At 71.0% G+C, this 16,905-nt stretch carries 16 protein-coding genes; 5 read left to right on the top strand and 11 right to left on the bottom strand.

Translation table 11 applies throughout. From position 1 onward, the window contains the following. The first annotated feature begins 16 nt into the window (after positions 1 to 16). The 3 genes from C4T42_RS24890 to C4T42_RS24880 are packed head-to-tail and all read left to right on the top strand — an operon-like array spanning position 17 to position 2,675. Entirely contained in the window at positions 17 to 367 is a 351-nt protein-coding gene (locus C4T42_RS24890; RefSeq protein WP_026605320.1) for a cupredoxin domain-containing protein, read from the top strand. Further along, the gene (locus C4T42_RS24885; protein ID WP_020095638.1) at positions 364 to 1,797 is read left to right on the top strand and encodes a 4Fe-4S binding protein; all 1,434 of its coding nucleotides are present in this window, start codon (positions 364 to 366) and stop codon (positions 1,795 to 1,797) included. Before C4T42_RS24890 ends, C4T42_RS24885 begins: the two co-directional genes overlap by 4 nt. Positions 1,798 to 1,850: 53 nt before the next feature. Next, positions 1,851 to 2,675 carry an FTR1 family protein gene (locus C4T42_RS24880; RefSeq protein WP_103986037.1) on the top strand — a complete coding sequence of 275 codons (825 nt, stop codon included), beginning with the start codon at positions 1,851 to 1,853 and terminating at the stop codon, positions 2,673 to 2,675. Between the two features lie 147 nt (positions 2,676 to 2,822). On the opposite strand, the gene C4T42_RS24875 is transcribed toward C4T42_RS24880, so the two are convergent. Continuing rightward, complete coding sequence (locus C4T42_RS24875) at positions 2,823 to 3,311, bottom strand: hypothetical protein (RefSeq protein WP_020095640.1); 489 nt, start codon at positions 3,309 to 3,311, stop codon at positions 2,823 to 2,825. A 126-nt stretch (positions 3,312 to 3,437) separates the two neighbouring features. After that, the gene (gene sseA, locus C4T42_RS24870) at positions 3,438 to 4,283 is read right to left on the bottom strand and encodes a 3-mercaptopyruvate sulfurtransferase (protein WP_020095641.1); all 846 of its coding nucleotides are present in this window, start codon (positions 4,281 to 4,283) and stop codon (positions 3,438 to 3,440) included. 378 nt (positions 4,284 to 4,661) lie between these two features. Between sseA and C4T42_RS24865 the strand changes: the two genes are divergently transcribed. Further along, complete coding sequence (locus tag C4T42_RS24865) at positions 4,662 to 4,919, top strand: GcrA family cell cycle regulator (RefSeq protein WP_012320730.1); 258 nt, start codon at positions 4,662 to 4,664, stop codon at positions 4,917 to 4,919. A gap of 25 nt (positions 4,920 to 4,944) precedes the next feature. On the opposite strand, the gene C4T42_RS24860 is transcribed toward C4T42_RS24865, so the two are convergent. The 7 genes from C4T42_RS24860 to cpaB form a co-directional block, all read right to left on the bottom strand. Further along, positions 4,945 to 5,922 (bottom strand): type II secretion system F family protein, encoded by a 978-nt coding sequence (locus tag C4T42_RS24860; RefSeq protein WP_020095643.1) that lies wholly within the window; start codon positions 5,920 to 5,922, stop codon positions 4,945 to 4,947. Positions 5,923 to 5,953: 31 nt separating this feature from the next. Further along, positions 5,954 to 6,931, bottom strand: a complete 978-nt coding sequence (locus tag C4T42_RS24855; RefSeq protein WP_020095644.1) for a type II secretion system F family protein — start codon at positions 6,929 to 6,931, stop codon at positions 5,954 to 5,956. A 4-nt stretch (positions 6,932 to 6,935) separates the two neighbouring features. Beyond that, positions 6,936 to 8,327, bottom strand: a complete 1,392-nt coding sequence (locus tag C4T42_RS24850) for a CpaF family protein (RefSeq protein WP_020095645.1) — start codon at positions 8,325 to 8,327, stop codon at positions 6,936 to 6,938. A 114-nt stretch (positions 8,328 to 8,441) separates the two neighbouring features. Next, complete coding sequence (locus tag C4T42_RS24845; protein ID WP_020095646.1) at positions 8,442 to 9,686, bottom strand: AAA family ATPase; 1,245 nt, start codon at positions 9,684 to 9,686, stop codon at positions 8,442 to 8,444. Between the two features lie 78 nt (positions 9,687 to 9,764). Continuing rightward, positions 9,765 to 10,532: a pilus assembly protein CpaD gene (locus C4T42_RS24840; RefSeq protein ID WP_020095647.1), complete on the bottom strand. Its 768-nt coding sequence runs from the start codon at positions 10,530 to 10,532 to the stop codon at positions 9,765 to 9,767. A 30-nt stretch (positions 10,533 to 10,562) separates the two neighbouring features. Beyond that, positions 10,563 to 12,191: a type II and III secretion system protein family protein gene (locus C4T42_RS24835; RefSeq protein WP_020095648.1), complete on the bottom strand. Its 1,629-nt coding sequence runs from the start codon at positions 12,189 to 12,191 to the stop codon at positions 10,563 to 10,565. A 5-nt stretch (positions 12,192 to 12,196) separates the two neighbouring features. Then, positions 12,197 to 13,012, bottom strand: a complete 816-nt coding sequence (gene cpaB, locus C4T42_RS24830) for a Flp pilus assembly protein CpaB (RefSeq protein WP_020095649.1) — start codon at positions 13,010 to 13,012, stop codon at positions 12,197 to 12,199. Positions 13,013 to 13,293: 281 nt separating this feature from the next. Between cpaB and C4T42_RS24825 the strand changes: the two genes are divergently transcribed. Beyond that, entirely contained in the window at positions 13,294 to 14,499 is a 1,206-nt protein-coding gene (locus tag C4T42_RS24825) for an ABC transporter substrate-binding protein (RefSeq protein ID WP_170855253.1), read from the top strand. Between the two features lie 131 nt (positions 14,500 to 14,630). Here the strand turns inward: C4T42_RS24825 and C4T42_RS24820 are convergent, their stop codons facing one another. Further along, positions 14,631 to 15,794, bottom strand: coding sequence for an iron-containing alcohol dehydrogenase (locus tag C4T42_RS24820; protein ID WP_020095651.1), 1,164 nt, complete (start codon positions 15,792 to 15,794; stop codon positions 14,631 to 14,633). Positions 15,795 to 15,880: 86 nt separating this feature from the next. Beyond that, positions 15,881 to 16,789, bottom strand: a complete 909-nt coding sequence (locus C4T42_RS24815; protein WP_103986049.1) for a LysR family transcriptional regulator — start codon at positions 16,787 to 16,789, stop codon at positions 15,881 to 15,883. Between the last annotated feature and the right edge of the window lie 116 nt (positions 16,790 to 16,905).

Genomic DNA, 16,905 nt, shown 5'->3' with positions numbered 1-16,905 from the left:
AGTGCCGGAGCTGACCGTGTCCCGCCTGCCGCGCTCCCTCGTCCGAGCCATCCCGCTGCTGCTGGTCGCCGCCGCGTCGGCCTCCGCGCCCGCGCGCGCCGACGACATGCCGGTCATCAAGGTGGAGATGCGCGACGGCGTGATCATCCCGACGGTGATCGAGGTTCCGGCCAACACCCGGTTCAAGCTCGAGATCTCGAACACCGGCCAGACGCCGGTGGAGTTCGAGAGCACGGAGCTGCGCCGCGAGAAGGCGCTGGCCGCTGGCTCGACCTCGGCGATCGTGTTCCGCACCCTCGATGCCGGCACGTACCAGGTGTTCGACGATTTCCACCCGGAAGCGAAGGCGACCCTGGTGGCCAAATGAGCGCGTTCACGACAGCGCCCGGCTCCCTGGCCCTCGCCGACGTCACGCCGCGCCGCTCCGCGGTCGACGCGCGGCTCGCCCGGTTCGGCGACGCGTTGCGCCGGTACGGCTGGATCATCCGGTCCGTGCAGTGGCTGATCGTCGCCGTCTACGCGGTGCTGGTGATCGTGCCGGCCCTGCTGCCGCTGCCCGACAACGCCGCCCACATCTGGACCAACCTGACGCTCGCCGCGCAGTTCGCCTTCTGGGGGATCTGGTGGCCGTTCGTGCTGGTCAGCATGGTGCTGGTCGGCCGGGCCTGGTGCGGCGTGCTCTGCCCGGAGGGGGCCCTCAGCGAGTTCGCGAGCCGGTGGAGCCGCGGCTACGCCGTGCCGCGCTGGATCACCTGGCAGGGCTGGCCGTTCGTGGCCTTCGCGGGAACCACCGTCTACGGCCAGATGACCAGCGTCTACGGCTACCCGAAGCCGGTCCTCGCGGTGCTCGGCGGCTCGACCCTGGCGGCGATCGTGGTCGGGCTGCTGTACGGGCGCAACAAGCGCGTCTGGTGCCGCTACCTCTGCCCGGTCAACGGCGTCTTCGCGGTGCTGTCGAAGCTCGCGCCGGTGAGCTTCCAGGTCGACCGCGCCGCCTGGGCGGACTCGCCCAAACCCGTCGGCGGCACCGAGTCCTTCAACTGCGCGCCCCTCGTGCCGGTCAAGACCATGCGCGGCGCGGGCGCCTGCCACATGTGCGGCCGCTGCAGCGGCCACCGCGGCGCCGTGCGCCTCGCCCTGCGCTCGCCCAACCACGAGATCGTCCACGTGGCCGGCGCGGAGCCCAGCCTCGACCAGACCATGCTGATCCTGTTCGGCATGCTGGCGTTGGCGGTGGGCGCCTTCCAGTGGTCCTCGAGCCCCTGGTTCGTCGATGCCAAGCAATGGGCGGCCACGTGGCTCATCGAGCGCGGGACGACGTGGCCCCTGGAGCACTCGGCGCCCTGGTTCGTGCTGACGAACTACCCCGACCGCAACGACGTCATGACGCTCCTCGACGGCGGGCTGCTGCTGGCCTACATCGGCGCCGCGACGCTCGTCCTCGGGCTCGCCCTGTCGGGGATCGTGGCGCTCGCGACCCTGAGCCTCGGCGGCTGGTCGCTCCGGCGCTTCCACCACCTGACCCAGACCCTGATCCCGGTCGCGGGCTGCGGCGTGTTCCTGGGCCTGTCGGCGCTCACCGTGACGTTCCTGCGCGGCGACGGCATCGTGATCCCCTACGTGGCGGAGATCCGCGCGGGCCTGCTCGCCGGCGCCAGCCTGTGGAGCGTCTGGCTGGCCTGGCGGGTGGCGGGTCTCGCCGCCGGCGGCCTCCGCCGGGTGGCGGCCTCGGCCTGCATCGCCGGCGCGGCCGCCCTCTCGGTGGCCAACTGGGTGCTCCTGTTCTGGATCTGGTAGCGCGCGGTCCGCGCGCGCCGCGTCACACGACCTCACAAACCCTGGAGACCGCCATGATCGGCGCCTTCGTCATCGCCTTCCGCGAAGTCATCGAGGCGGGCCTCATCATCTCCATCGTGCTGGCCGCCACCCGCGGCATCCCGGGCCGGATGCGCTGGGTCCTGCTCGGCATCGCCGGCGGCCTCGCGGGCGCCGCCCTGGTGGCGCTGTTCGCCGAGAAGATCTCGGACGCGTTCGAGGGCAGCGGGCAGGACATCCTGAACGCCGCGATCCTGATCGTCGCGGTGCTGCTGCTGATCTGGCACAACACCTGGATGAGCAAGCACGGCAAGGAGCTGGCGGGCGAACTGCGCGCCGCCGGCGCGGCGGTGCGCTCGGGCGAGCGGGAGGCAGCGGCCCTGTCGATCGTGATCGGCGCCGCGATCCTGCGCGAGGGGGCCGAGCTGGTCCTGTTCCTCTACGGCCTCGTGGCCTCGGGCACCTCGGGCGCCGACATCCAGTTCGGTGCGGTCGCCGGCATCGGCGCCGGCGCGCTCCTCTCGGCGGTGACCTATCTCGGGCTCGCCTCGATTCCGAGCCGCTACGTCTTCTCGGTGACCAGCGTCCTGATCATCTTCCTCGCGGCCGGCCTCGCCGCGCAGGCGGCGCAGTTCCTGGCGAATGCCGGGGTGGTCGAGGTCCTCGGATACACCCTCTGGAACAGCTCCGGCGTGATCGCCGAGAATTCCTGGCCGGGCCGCGTCCTGCACGCCCTGGTCGGCTACACCGACCGTCCGACCGCCCTCCAGGGGCTGGTCTACGTCGCCACCATCGCGGTGATGGTCGGCCTGATGCAGTGGAGCGCCGCCGACAAGCGCCGCGCGGTGCGGGCGGCGTAGCGAACCGTCCGGCGCCGCGGGGATACATCCGACAGCTAGGCGTCGAGGCGCCGGGCTGCGTGGCGGCCCGGCTGTGCATCCTCGGCTCGACGCGACGGGTCCCGCCGCACCGTCCATCGGTGCGGTGGGTCGGTCGGCCCGCGACCCTCAGGCCAGCACGGTCCACTTCGCCCGGTCGGCCGGCTTCTCCCTGTAGATCGTGCCGGCGAAGTCGACGTGCAGTTCCGTCGCCGCGCGGTCGCTCCGACGTGCCAGCACCTCGAAATGCCTCGGCTTGCGGCGCGGCGCGTCCGCCACCGCCCACCCCGCCGCGGCCACCGCCGCCAGAGCGCGCGCGGGATCGGACGGGGCGTCCGTTGCCCCGTCCGGCCGCCCGGTGCCGGGCGCGTGATGGGGCTTCTTGTGATGGATCTCCACCGGATCCCGGCCCTCCGCCGAGATCCGCGTGACCTTGATCTCCGAGGGGCGACGCTCTCCGGTGAGGGTGACGTGCAGGCCGCTCGCGAGCGGGAACGCCTCCGCACCCTTCGGGCCGAGATCGGCGAGGTGCGTCTCGCCGCCCGCCTCGACGGTGAAGCGATGGGCGAAGACGTGTCGTATCGTGCCCGAGAGGGCGGTGGTGTCGTGATGCGGCATGATTTTCTCCGTAGGGCGCCCAACCGCAGGCGCAATCGATATATCGAAATCGATCACGGAGCTTTCAAGCGGGCGACCGGGGCGGCCCGGTCACGTCGGCGGACCTGAGGGCCGGAGAACCGCCTCTCAAGGACCCGTCGCCACCGCCCGGGCCGGGTCGGCGCCCCATTCCGACCAGGAGCCGTCGTAGAGCCCCCGCGCCGGGCGGCCCATGGTCTCCAGCGCCAGCGCGATGATCGCAGCGGTCACGCCGGAGCCGCAGGTGGTCACGATCGGCAGGTCCGGATCGACGCCGTTCTCGGCGAAGACCGTCTTCAACTCCTCGGGGCTCTTCATCCGGCCGTCGCGCTGGAGGGCCGCGTAGTGCAGGTTGCGCGCGCCGGGCATGTGCCCCGGCCGGACGCCGGGGCGGGGCTCCGGCTCCTCGCCGCGGAACCGCGTCCCCGAGCGGGCGTCGACGACCTGCGCCGAGCCGCTGTCCAGGGCGCGGGCGACGTCGTCCGCGTCCGCCACGGCGCCGTGGTCGAAGCGGGCGGTGAAGTGCCGCCGCTCGGGCTGGCGCGGGTCGCCCTCCTCGGTCGGGTAGCCCGCCGCCACCCAGGCCGGCAGGCCGCCGTCCAGCACCAGCGCGTCGCGCACGCCGAAGGCCTTGAGCATCCACCAGACCCGCGGGGCGGAGAACAGCCCCTGCCCGTCGTAGACGACGATCTGCATGCCGTCGCCGACGCCGAGCGCGCGCATCCGCGCCGCGAACACCTCGGGCCGTGGCAGCATGTGCGGCAGGTTCGACTCGGTGTCGCTCATGGCGTCGAGATCGAAGCGGCGGGCGCCGGGTATGTGGGCGGTGCGGAATTCGGCCTCGGGATCGCGGCCCGCTGCGGGCAGGTACCAGGAGGCGTCGAGCACGACGATGTCGGGGGCCGCGAGGCGGTCGTGCAGCCATTCGGGTGACACGAGGGGCGCTTGGGCCATGGTCGGCGGATCCGGCTCTGTTCGCGTTGCGGGCTGACAGAACCACAGGTCGCCCGGCGTTGCACGCCCGGGCCATCGCGGGACGGCGGCGTTCGGGCGGATTCGTCAGCCGCGCCAATGCCAATTGAGCGCGCGCCGGATCGGATGAGCTACGCATCCCGCACCGTGGTCCGATGCATCCAGCGCAGGCTGGTCTTGTTTTAAAGAGCCGTAACCCCAGTTACGACACCATGATGACGCCAATCGCGTCGGCCGTCCGGCCGGCATCGTGTTGGCCGCCCCGGACGTTCCGCTCGCGGACGCGATACGGGGACGTCGCCTGAACGAGATGCGTTCAAACCTTCCCTGTCTGCCCGGGCGCCCGACCCACCGTGCAGGATGCTTATTGAGCCGATCGACACCATGAATCAACTCGTCCGCATGTCCCAGATCGGCGACGCCGAGACCGTCGAGGAGCCGTCGGCCGACCTGCGCGTGCCCTTCGCGCAGTCCGGCGCCTTCGTGTGCAAGTACATCATCGGCGAGCCGAACGACCGCGCCGTCTGCTGCGGCGCCCCCGTGTCCGACGGCAAGAGCTGGTGCGCCTACCACCGCCGCATCGTGTTCGAGCCGACCCGCCCCGGCCGCATCCGCTGAGCCTCTCCTTGCGCCATCCCGGCCGTCACTGCGTCCGCATGATCTGGATGACCGCCGGGGTGATGATGACGACGAACAGCACGGGCAGGAAGAACAGGATCATCGGCACGGTGAGCTTCGGCGGCAGACCGGCCGCCTTCTTCTCGGCCTCGTTCATGCGCATGTCGCGGCTCTCCTGGCTCAGAACCCGCAGCGCCTGACCGACCGGCGTGCCGTACCGCTCGGCCTGGATCAGCGCCGTCGCCACGGACTTCACCGGCTCGAGGCCGGTGCGCATCACGAGGTTCTCGTAAGCCTGACGCCGGTCGGGCAGGAACGACATCTCGGCGGTCATCAGCGCGAGCTCCTCGGCCAGCACGACCGAGGACGTGGCGATCTCGGTGCTCACCTTCCGGAACGCGTTCTCGATCGCCATGCCGGATTCGACGCAGATCAGCGTGAGGTCGAGGGCGTCCGGCCACGCCTTGCGGATCTCGGTCTGGCGCTTCTTGGCGGTGTTCACCAGGAACAGCTCGGGCGCCTTGATGCCCATGTAGGCCGCGCCGATCACCAGCCCGAACCGCATGAGGTACGAGGCGTCGAGCACCTCCAGCACGAACAGGTAGAACAGGGCCGCGATCACCGCCGCGACCGGCACGACGAGGCGGAAGAACAGGAAAGCGGTCTCCGCCCCCTGGCCGCGGTACCCTGCCTGCATCAGCTTGCGCTTGGCCGTGTCCGTGCCGAGCCAGCGGCGCAGCTGGTACTTCTCGACGACCGACTTCATGTAGGCCTTCGGCTCCGTGCGCAGCGTCGCCCGGCTTCCGGTCCGCTCCGCGCTCAGCCGCTCGCGACGCCGGATCTGCTCGCGCTCGTCGCTGACGAGCTTCATCCGCTTGCCGAGGCGGTCGGTCTCCAGGAAGGGCTGCGCCACCGCGTAGGCGGTCGCGGCCGCCGCGACGGCGGTCAGCAGCGTGCCCATGAAGCGGGGATCGAACAGCTTCTCGGCGATGGCGTCGATCATCGGGCGGGATCCGGCAGACGGCGCACCGCGCCTAGAACTCGAAGGCGATCATCTTCTTGATGGTGAAGATGCCGATGGACATCCAGATCGCCGCGCCGACCAGGGCGATCTTGCCCGTGTCGGTTGTCCAGAGCAGCGAGATGTAGTCGGGGCTGGTGAGCGCGGTGATGCCCGCCACCGCGAAGGGCAGGCAGGCGATGATCGAGGCCGAGGCCTTGGCCTCCATGCTCATCGCCTGGACCTTGCCGCGCATCTTGGCGCGGTCGCGCAGCACCGTGGAGAGGTTGTTCAGCGCCTCGGAGAGGTTACCGCCCGACTGCTGCTGGATGTTGATCACGATGGCGAAGAAGTTCACCTCGGCGGTGGGCACGCGCTCGAACAGCCGCGTGCAGGCCTCGCCGAGGGACAGGCCCATCGCCTGCGTCTCCACCACGGTCCGGAACTCGCTGCGCACCGGCTCCTCTGCCTCGCGCGAGACCATGCGGAAGCAGTCGCCCACCGGGATGCCGGTGCGGATGCCGCGGACCACCACGTCGACGGCGTTGGGCAGCTCCTTGTTGAACTTCGCGATGCGCTTGAGCCGCAGGTGGCGCAGCAGGTAGGCCGGCAGGCCGAAGCCGCCCGCGAAGGCGGCGCCGAGCGCCGCCAGGGCGTTGTCGGTGATGACGAAGAGCAGGAGCCCGAAGACGACCCCGCTCAGGGCCGAGACCCCGTAGAAGGTCTGCTTCGTCCAGCCGAGGCCGGCGCGGGCGAGCTTCAATTCCACGCTGGCCTTCGAGGCGCCCTTGGCCTTCGCCTCGATCTCGCTCAGCGTCTTGGCGACCTGCTCGCGCCGGTTGACGGCGACGCCCCGGGTCGCCGCCCCCGAGGCGGAGACGCTGATCGTCTTCAGGCGCTTGGTGGCCCGGCGCTCGCCGCCGAGCAGGGGCAGGACCGCCACGTAGGCGATGGCGGCCACCGCGATGCCGGCGAGGCCGGCGGCGATCGGCAGGTTGGAGGCGTCCGCCATCGGCTCAGTTCCGGTCGACGACCTCGGCGGCGTCGAGCGCCTCACCGAGCCGCTGTTCGAGGCCGTAGTAGCGGGCGCGCTCCCAGAATTTCGGCCGGCCGACGCCGGTGGAGCGGTGACGCCCGATCAGCTTGCCGTTCGCGTCCTCGCCGACGATGTCGTAGAGGAACACGTCCTGGGTGGTGATGACGTCGCCCTCCATGCCGAGCACCTCGGTGATGTGGGTGATGCGCCGGGAGCCGTCGCGCAGACGCATCGCCTGGATCACGACGTCGATCGAGCCGCAGATCATCTCGCGCAGGGTCCGCGACGGCAGGGTGAAGCCGCCCATCGAGATCATCGATTCGATACGCGACAGGCACTCGCGCGGGCTGTTGGCGTGGAGCGTGCCCATCGAGCCGTCGTGGCCGGTGTTCATCGCCTGGAGCAGATCGAAGGCCTCCGGTCCGCGCACCTCGCCGACGATGATCCGCTCCGGGCGCATGCGCAGGCAGTTCTTCACGAGGTCGCGCATGGTGACCTGGCCCTGGCCCTCCATGTTGGGCGGCCGTGTCTCCAGGCGCACGACGTGCGGCTGCTGGAGCTGCAGCTCGGCCGCGTCCTCGCAGGTGATGACCCGCTCGTCGTGCTCGATGAAGGCGGTGAGGCAGTTGAGCAGCGTGGTCTTGCCCGAGCCCGTGCCGCCCGAGATGACCACGTTGCAGCGCGACTGGCCGATGATCTTGAGGACCTCGGCGCCCTCGGGCGAGATCGCCCCGAAGCGCACGAGCTGCTCCAGGGTGAGCTTGTCCTTCTTGAACTTGCGGATCGTGAGCGCCGGGCCGTCGATGGCGAGCGGCGGCGCGATGACGTTGACGCGGGACCCGTCCGGCAGGCGCGCGTCGCAGATCGGCGAGGCGTCGTCGACGCGCCGGCCGACCTGGCTGACGATGCGCTGGCAGATGTTCATCAGCTGCTGGTTGTCGCGGAACCGCACGCTGGTCAGCTGGATCTTGCCGTTGACCTCGATGAAGGTCCGGTGGGCGCCGTTGACCATGATGTCGGCGATGTCGTCGCGGGCGAGCAGCGGCTCCAGCGGGCCGTAGCCCAGCACGTCGTTGCAGATGTCGTCGAGCAGTTCCTCCTGCTCGGAGATCGACAGGACGATGTTCTTGAGCCCGATGATCTCCGTGACGATGTCGCGGATCTCCTCGCGCGCGGTCTCGGCGTCGAGGCGCGAGAGCTGCGTCAGGTCGATCGCCTCGATCAGGGCGCCGAAGATCAGGCTCTTGGTGCGGTAGTAATCCTCCGAGCGCGCGGTCTCGACGACGACCGGGGCCGCCGGCGCCGGGCGCTGGGCCGGCGCGGGCGCCGGCGCGTCGCGCAGCACCGGCGTGGCCGGGGCCGGGGTCCGCATCTGCGGCATCGGCGGGGGCGGCGCCGACGCGCCGCCGGACTGTCGCCTACCGAACATGGGTCAGAGCCCCGACGCTGACCCGCGGCACCGGGCGGGTGAGGGATCGCGTCCGCATCAGGATGCCTTGCGGCCGGAAAGCTTGGCGAGCAGCGGCTCCAGCAGGCTCGGACGGCCCCGCCGGCTCTCGGGACGTCCGAGGGTCATGGCCGCCAGGTCGTTGAACAGCTCCGCCACCTTCGAGCCCGCCTGGATCTCGGCGATCATCTGGCCGTTGTTGGCGGCCGTGCCGAACAGGGTCGGCTCGAACGGGATCGTCAGGGCCACCGGCGCCTCCAGGGCCTTGGCGAACTCGGCGGTGCCGATCTCGGGGCGCTTGGGCACGCCGACGCCGTTCAGCACGATGCGGGGCGGTTGGTCGTTCGGGCGACCGTGCTTCAGCGCGCTGAGGAGGTTCTTGGCGTTGCGCAGGCAGGCGAGGTCGGGCCCGGTCACGATCAGGATCTCGTCGGCCGCCGTCAGGACGCGCTTCGTCCACGCGTTCCACTGGTGGGGGATGTCGAGGACCACGCACGGGACGCTCGCCCGCATGTGCTCGATCAGGGTGTCGAAGGCCGGCTCGGACAGGTCGATGGTCCGGTCGAGGCTCGCCGGGGCCGAGAGCAGGCTCAGGTTGTCGCTGCACTTGGACAGCAGCCGCTCGACAAGGGCGGAGTCCAGCCGCTCGGGGGCGAACACCGCCTCGGCGATGCCCTGGGGCGGGTCTTGGTTGAAGTTGAGCGAGGCGGTGCCGAAGGCGATGTCGAGATCGGCGATCACCGTCTGGACGCCCTGGCCCCGGGCCACCGACCACGCGAAATTATGCGCCACGGTCGAGGCGCCGATGCCGCCCTTGACGCCGTAGACCGCCACGGTCCGGCCCACCGGCTTGACGCCCGGGGCCGTGAACAGGTCGGAGATCGCCGCGATGAGCGTCAGGGGCTCGACCGGCGCCATCAGGTAATCGGACACCCCGCGCTGGATCAACTGGCGGTAAAGCATCACGTCGTTGACGTGACCGATCACCAGGACGCGGGTCCCCTCGTCGCAGACCTCGGCCAGGGCGTCGAGGCACTCGATCGGCCGCGAGCGCGCGCCCTGGATCTCGAGGACGATGACGTTGGGCGTCGGCGCGTGCCGGTACGCCTCGATCGCCGCGGCCCCGCCGCCCATCCGGACCTTGACCTGCGCCTTCTGCATGCGCCGGTCGAGGGCCGCGCCCTCGATCATCGCCGCGGTCTCGCCGGTCTCGCAGAAGGCCTGGATGGTGATCCGGGGCACCGGGGCGATCGTGCGCTCGGTTGTCTCGGACAGCTCTGCCATGACGGCGCTTTCGGGTTCGCGTGCGGGGTGCGGCGTTGCGATCGGCGGCGGGGCTGCCCATCCCCGGCGCCGGCTGTCTCAGTTCGTGACCTGGGCCTTCACGGCGGTCTGACCATCTTGCCGCCATGTGGTTGACGGATCCTTGCCGTCCCGCAACTGGCCAATGTCCCGGATCCGCTTGACCGTGTCGATGCGGCCCTCGGGCCGGCCGCGCACGAGGTCGACCGGGTCGGCGACCTGGGCGGCGACGTTGGACTGCATGGCGCAGCCCAGGTTCCAGCTCGGCCGGTTGTTGTAGTCGGTCGCGAAGTTGCCGGCCCCGAGGTCCTGAGGCCAGAGGCCGCAGGCGTCGGCCACCTTGGCCTGCATGCGCTGGAAGCTCAGCCGGATCGGCGCGGCGAGGGTCGGCGCCGCCACCGCGTAGCCGCTGACGGCGATCTCGCGGGCGTTGACGCCGTTCTGCGTGCCGAGCCGGCCGAGAACCGAGGCCGTCCGCTGCACGGCGGCGACCTGGTCGGGCGGGACGCCCTGGGGTACCTGCATCAGAAGGGTTCCGCGGCCGTAGCGCCGGTACTCCAGCATGAAGGCGTCGACATCGGTCGCCTGGCGCGGGTCCAGATGGCCCGTGCCGGTCGGGAACACGTCGAGGCTGCGAGGCCCGTCGGTCAGCACGATCGGGTGGCGCGCGCGGTAATCCGTGACGTCGATGCCGCCGGTCGTGACGGGATCGGTCTTGCAGGCCGCCGCGAGGGCGGAGAGCGCGCAGGCGGCGAGCACGCTCGCGGCGCGGCGCGGCAGTGCGGGCGGGTGACGTCCGGTCGTGGGTCCGGTCATGGGTCCGGTCATGGGTCCGATCCTGGGAGGCGCGGCGGGGCGCTACTCGACGATGAAGCCGACGCGGCCGCGGTAGGTGCGGCCGAGCGGCGCCGCGGCGGCCGCGCCCGGCGGGGCGACCTTGCCGTAGATGCGGTTGATCTGGCCGAGCAGCACGGCTTGGCCGTCGCTGGAGTCGACGAAGTTGTCGTCGGGCCGGCTGACCTGCTTCGCCTCCATCGGCCGGGCGATGTAGGGCGTGCACATGATCATCAGCTCGGTCTCCTGGCGCTGGTAGTCGCGGGAGCGGAACAGCGCGCCGAGGATCGGGAGGTTGATCAGGCCGGGCAGGCCGGCGATCGCCTGCTTGTTGAACTGCTGGATCAGGCCGGCGGTCATCATCACACCGCCGGAGGGCAGCTCGACGGTGGTCTCGGAGCGGCGCACCCGGGTGCCCGGCACTGCGACCGAGGTGTTGCCGATCACATAGTTGAAGCTCTGCTGCGTATCGATCTCGGTCACGTCCGTGGCGACGCGGATCGAGATCCGGTTGTCGGCCAGCACCGTCGGTGTGAACGACAGGGCGACGCCGTAGGGCTTGTATGTGATGCCGGGCGAGCAGACGCCGCCGACGGCGCAGGTTGCCGAGGCCGGCACCGCGAACTCGCCGCCGGCCAGGAACTTGGCGGCCTCGCCCGAGATGGCGGTCAGCGTTGGCTCCGCCAGGATGCGCGAGACGCCGGCCTGCTCGAACGCCTTCAGGGTCGCCTGGAGCGAGAAGCCGCCCCCCTGCACGGAGGCCTGGACCAGATTCCCGGTCGGCGTGTTCGTGTTGATCGGGAAGGGCAGGTTGTTGGTGATAACATTCGGGATGTACGCCGGGACCTGCGTGGCCGCCGCGGTGCCGCCGTTCACGAGCGTCTGCCCCAGGTTTCCGACCGGGTTCAGAGCCGACCAGTTGCCGGCCATGTTGATCCCGAACTGCTTCAGGACGTTGCGGGACACCTCCACCACGGTGACGCGGAGCATCACCTGGTCCTTGTTGCGGATCGTGAGGTTGTTGATCACCGCGCCCCGCGAGCCGGCGGCGACGCCGCCGCTGGCCGCGCCCGCCGCTCCCGCGGCCCCGGCGCCGCCAAGGCCCACGAAGGCGTTGGCGATGTCGATCGCCTGCTGCGCGTCCGCCGAGGAGTTGACCGCTCCCGACAGGAGCACCGAGGCGCCCGAGGAGCGCACGTCGAAGCGTCCGCCCGGGATGCTCTGGTTGAGCAGCTCGCGCAGGGTCCCGAGGTTCAGGTCCCGCGCCACCGTCACGTCGAGGGCGGCAATCTGGCGGCCCTCGGCATCCATGATGAAGATCGAGGTCGCGCCGTCCGCCATGCCGATCACGAAGACCTTGCGGGTCGAGCGGACCACGGCGTTGGCCACCGCGGGGTTGGCCACGAACACCTCCTTGGCGTCCCGCGGCAGGTCGACGATGACGGACCGGCCCGCGGTCAGCTCGACCCGCCGGGTCGAGCTCGCTTCCGCGGCTCCGACCGTGAGGATCGGCGCCGGGCCGAAGGTCTGGCGGTCCTGGGAAGAGGCCGGCCCGGTCAGGGCGACGAGCAGCGCGAGGGCGCCGGCCGAGCAACGGCGCGGGCCGCGGTCGGGGCGCCGCGTCGGGCGCGTGAGGGACAGCGAAGCGGTCATGGCGGTCACGGCGTCTGCTGCCGCGCGACGCCGAAGCGCACCACGGTCAGGGCGGGTTCGGGCATCTGCGCGGCGGACGCGTCGGCCAGCGGTACGGCTTCCGGCGGCAGCCCGGCATCGGCGAGGCTGCGCAGGGAGAGCGTCAGGGCGCCGACCTTCTGGGCGAGCGCCAGGGTCTCGGCCTGCGCGGGCGTCACGGCCAGCGTCGCGGTCTCGCCGGTGACGACGTTGGTGCCGTTCTTCTCCTGGACCAGCTGACCGATCGCCAGGACGCGGATGTCGGTGAGGATCGTCTGGGAGAGCTGCACGTCGCTGTTGTTGGCCCGCGAATTGGACTCGTCGCGGAAGGTGCGGATCACGTCGACACGGTCGTTCGGCAGGATGAAGCCGCCGGCCGAGTTGGTTCCGCGGCTGTCGGTGACGATGGCGACCGCGCGCATGCCGGGCGGCAGGATCGCCGCCATGAACCCGCTCTCCGGGCGCACCAGCTTCTGCGCGCGGATCGGCTCGCCCGTCAGGAAGCCCGAGCGCACGGACGCACCGACGGTCTCCTCGAGGGCCTTGGGGTTGATCTTGCGGGTCATGTAGCCGTTGGCCACGGCGCCGTCCGGCCAGGGCTGCCAGCGCAGGTCCGCGGCCCGGAGCACCTGGCCCATGGGCATGTCGATGGCGGCCACGAGCACGTCGGTCGTCGGCTGCGGCGGCGCCTCGGCCGTCGGCGGCGGTGGCGGCGGTGGCGGATCGCCGCCGCTCATCAGGAAGGCCGCCCCGGTGCCCGCCGCGAGGGCGATTCCGAGGACGGCGAAACGGGCTGGGTTCATCGCATCGCCACGCGCCGGAGACGGCCGGATTGCCGTCCATGACGGGAACCTGCGCGGGGATTCGTGTAATTATGGTTAAGGTATTATAACCTCTGCCGTTGTCGCCGGTCCGGAAACGGGTCGATCGGAACCGCGTCACAATCCGCGGAATCCTTCAGCTCCCGCCCGACCCCGGCCGTGGCGCGGCGCCGGGTCGTCCCCTATCGTGCCGCCGGAACCGCCTCAGAAGCGGGCACTCGGGCGAACCGGGGGGAGACATGATCAGGACAATCGGCGGCGCGGTGATGGCGGCCGCTCTCGCAGGGACCGCGCTCGGCTCCGCTCCGGCGGCCGCGCAGGGAAGCTTCTCGGACAACGCCATACGGATCGGCGTCCTCAACGACCAGTCCGGCCTCTACGCCGAGTACGGCGGCCAGGGCTCGGTCGAGGCCGCCCGGATGGCGGTGGAGGACATGGGCGGCAAGATCGGCAGCGTGCCGATCGAGATCCTCACGGCCGACCACCAGAACAAGCCCGACATCGCCTCGGCGATCGCCCGGCAATGGTACGACCGCGACAATGTCGACGCGATCATGGAGCTGACCACCTCCTCGGTGGCGCTGGCGGTCCAGGGCCTGTCCAAGGAGAAGAAGAAGATCACCATCACCACCGGGGCCGCGACCAGCGACCTCACCGGCAAGGCGTGCTCGCCCTACGGCTACCATTGGGCGTTCGACACGCGGGCGCTGGCGGTGGGCACCGGCGGCGCGCTGACCCGGGCGGGCGGCAACACGTGGTTCTTCCTCACCGCCGACTACGCCTTCGGCTCGGCGCTGGAGGCCGACACCAGCAAGGTCGTGCTCGCCAACGGCGGCAAGGTGCTGGGCAGCGTCCGTCACCCGCTCTCGAACCAGGACTTCTCGTCGTTCCTGCTCCAGGCGCAGGGCTCGAAGGCCAAGGTGATCGGGCTCGCCAATGCCGGCCTCGACACCTCGAACGCGATCAAGCAGGCCGCCGAGTACGGCATCGTCGAGGGCGGCCAGAAGCTCGCGGCGCTGCTGTTCACCCTCTCGGAGGTGCACGGGCTCGGCCTCAAGGTCGCCCAGGGCCTGACGCTCACCGAGGGCTGGTACTGGGACGCCAACGACGAGACCCGCGCCTTCGGCCAGCGCTACATGAAGCGCACCGGCCGGATGCCCAACATGATCCAGGCCGGCACCTACTCGGCGGTCCTGTCCTACCTGAAGGCCGTCAAGGCGGCCGGCACCGACGAGACCGACGCGGTGAACGCCAAGCTCAAGGAGCTGCCGGTGGACGACGTGTTCGCCCATGGCGGGATCGTGCAGCCGAACGGACGCATGGTCCACGACATGTACCTGTTCGAGGTCAAGAAGCCGGCCGAGTCGAAGGGTCCGTGGGACCTCTACAAGCTGATCTCGACGATCCCCGGTAAGGAGGCCTTCGCCTCCCCGGCCGAGAGCGGCTGCCCGCTGACGGCGGCGAAGTAGGTCTCACCCCGTCATCGCGAGCGCAGCGCAGCGACCCGGGGCGGCGCGTCCCTGGATTGCTTCGCTCCGCTCGCACAGACGGCGGCGGGTCGAATGTCCCGTCTCAGGATGTGCTCTACTCCGAGAGGGTATCACCCCGCCCAGACGCGCCGGTACAGGGCCACGATCTCGTCGGCGCTGGGCTCCACCGGGTTGTTGGCGGGGGAGCCGGAGGCCAGCGCCTGGGCCGCCATGGTGGGCAGCAGCGCCTCCCAGCGGGCCGGGTCGATCCCGTATTCCCGCGGTCCCGGCACGTCGAGGTCGTCGTTCAGCGCCTCGAGCTCGGCCACCAGGGCCGACACCGCGGAGCGGTCGTCGGTGTCCGGGCCGGCGATCTTCATGGCGCGGGCGCAGGCGGCGTAGCGGTCGATCGCGGCCGGGGCCGAGAAGGCCGTGACCGCCGGCAGCAGCATCGCGTTCGAGAGCCCGTGGGCCACGTGGAAATGGGCGCCGATCGGCCGGCTCATGCCGTGGACGAGCGCCACGGAGGCGTTCGAGAAGGCGATGCCGGCCTGGGTCGCGCCGAGCATCATCGCCTCGCGGGCCGCCCGGTCGCCCGGATCGGTCCAGACCCGGCGCAGGTTCGGGGCGATCAACCGCATCGCCTGAAGCGCCAGCCCGTCCGAGAACAGGTTCGACTTGCGCGAGACGTAGGCCTCGATCGCGTGGGTCAGGGCGTCGATGCCGGTATCGGCGGTGAGCCGCTTCGGCTTGGTGAGCGTCAGCTCGTAATCGACCAGGGCCGCCACCGGCAGGTAGGCGAGGCCGATGCAGAGCATCTTCTCGTCCGAGGCCTCGTCGGTCACGATGGTGAAGCGGGTCGCCTCCGAGCCGGTGCCGGCGGTGGTCGGGATCGCCACGATCGGCAGGCCGGGCTCGTCCTGCTGGCGCGGCGCCTTGTAGTCGCGCATGTGGCCGCCGTGGCGGGCGAGCACCGCCACCGCCTTGGCGGTGTCCATCGGGCTGCCGCCGCCGAAGCCGACCACGCAGTCGAAATCGCCCGCCTGGAGGGCCGCCAGCGCCGCCTCCACGGAGGCGACGGTCGGGTCCGGCACAGTCTCGGAGAAGATCGTGGCCTGCGCGCCCGCCTTGGTCAGCCGCTCGAGCAGCGTGTCGGTGCGGCCGCTGCCGGCAAGGTAGGGATCGGTGACCACGAAGGGCCGCGACAGGCCGAGCTGGCCGAGCACCTCCGGCAGGAGCCGCGAGGCGCCGGCGCCGACGCGCATCAGCCGGGGCAGGGCGATCGAGGCGACCATTCTCTTGCTTCTCCCACCCGGCACCTCGCTGGTGCGCCGGAACGACGATCTTAGGACCTGCGACCGCCGGGCGAAACTGCCGGTGCTTACACTGCCGGCCCGGCGAAGAGCGCGGCGGCGGCCTCCACCTCGCCCGCGATGAAGCCCGCCACGGCGCGGATATGGGCGGCCTTCCGGTGATCCTCGTGGATGTGCATGTGGAACGAGCGGGTCAGCGACACCGCGCCGGGCAGCACCGGCACGAGACCCGGATGGGCCGACGCGATGAAGGCAGGCAGCACGCAGAGGCCGGCGCCGCCGAGCGTCGCGTGGACCTGGGCCAGGAGGTTCGTCGAGCGCAGCCGCGCCGAGACCGGCGGACCCAGGGCGCCGAGATAGTTCAGCTCGCGCGTGAACAGCATGTCCTCGATGTAGCCGACGAAGGGATGCCCCGAGAGGTCCCCGACCTCCGCGATCGGCCCGGCCCCCGCGAGGTAGGATTCGGCCCCGTAGACGAGCAGCCGGTAGTCGGTCAGCCGGCGCGCCACCACCCGGGCCTGCTGCGGGCCGGAGAGGCTGATGACGATGTCGGCCTCGCGCTTCGACAGGCTGAAGATCCGGGCGGTCGCCATGATCTCGACCTCCAGCCCCGGATGGCGCGCGGTGAGCCGGTGCATCCGGGGGGCCAGGAAGACGCTGCCGAACCCGTCCGGCGCGCCGATCCGCACCGTGCCGGAGACCGCCTGGGCGGCCTCCGTGGCGGCGCTCGCCGACAGGAACGCGCTCTCCATGGCCTCGGCGACGCCGAGCAGGTTCGCGCCGTCCTCGGTGAGGGCGTAGCCGAGGTTGCTGCGGTGGAACAGCCGGGCGCCGAGCCCTTCCTCCAGGGCGCGGATCCGGCGCCCGACGGTGGTGTGCTCGGTGCCGGTACGGGTCCCGGCGGCGCTCAGCGTTCCGGTCCGCGCCACGGCGAGGAAGAAGCGGAGGTCGTCCCAGTTGGGCCCCGTCCTGGCCATGATCGCACCCTCGCTGTGCATCGATGCACGACGGCTGTAAGCGCATCCGGCTTTATCGCTCAAGCGATCCTGATAGGGTGCGCCAAAATCGAACGCCACATCACAGGGAGGCGCGC

It is taken from the genome of Methylobacterium sp. 190mf (assembly GCF_900107945.1).
In the GTDB taxonomy this organism is placed as follows: Bacteria; Pseudomonadota; Alphaproteobacteria; order Rhizobiales; family Beijerinckiaceae; genus Methylobacterium.
This window is presented reverse-complemented; position numbering and strand designations above follow the sequence as displayed.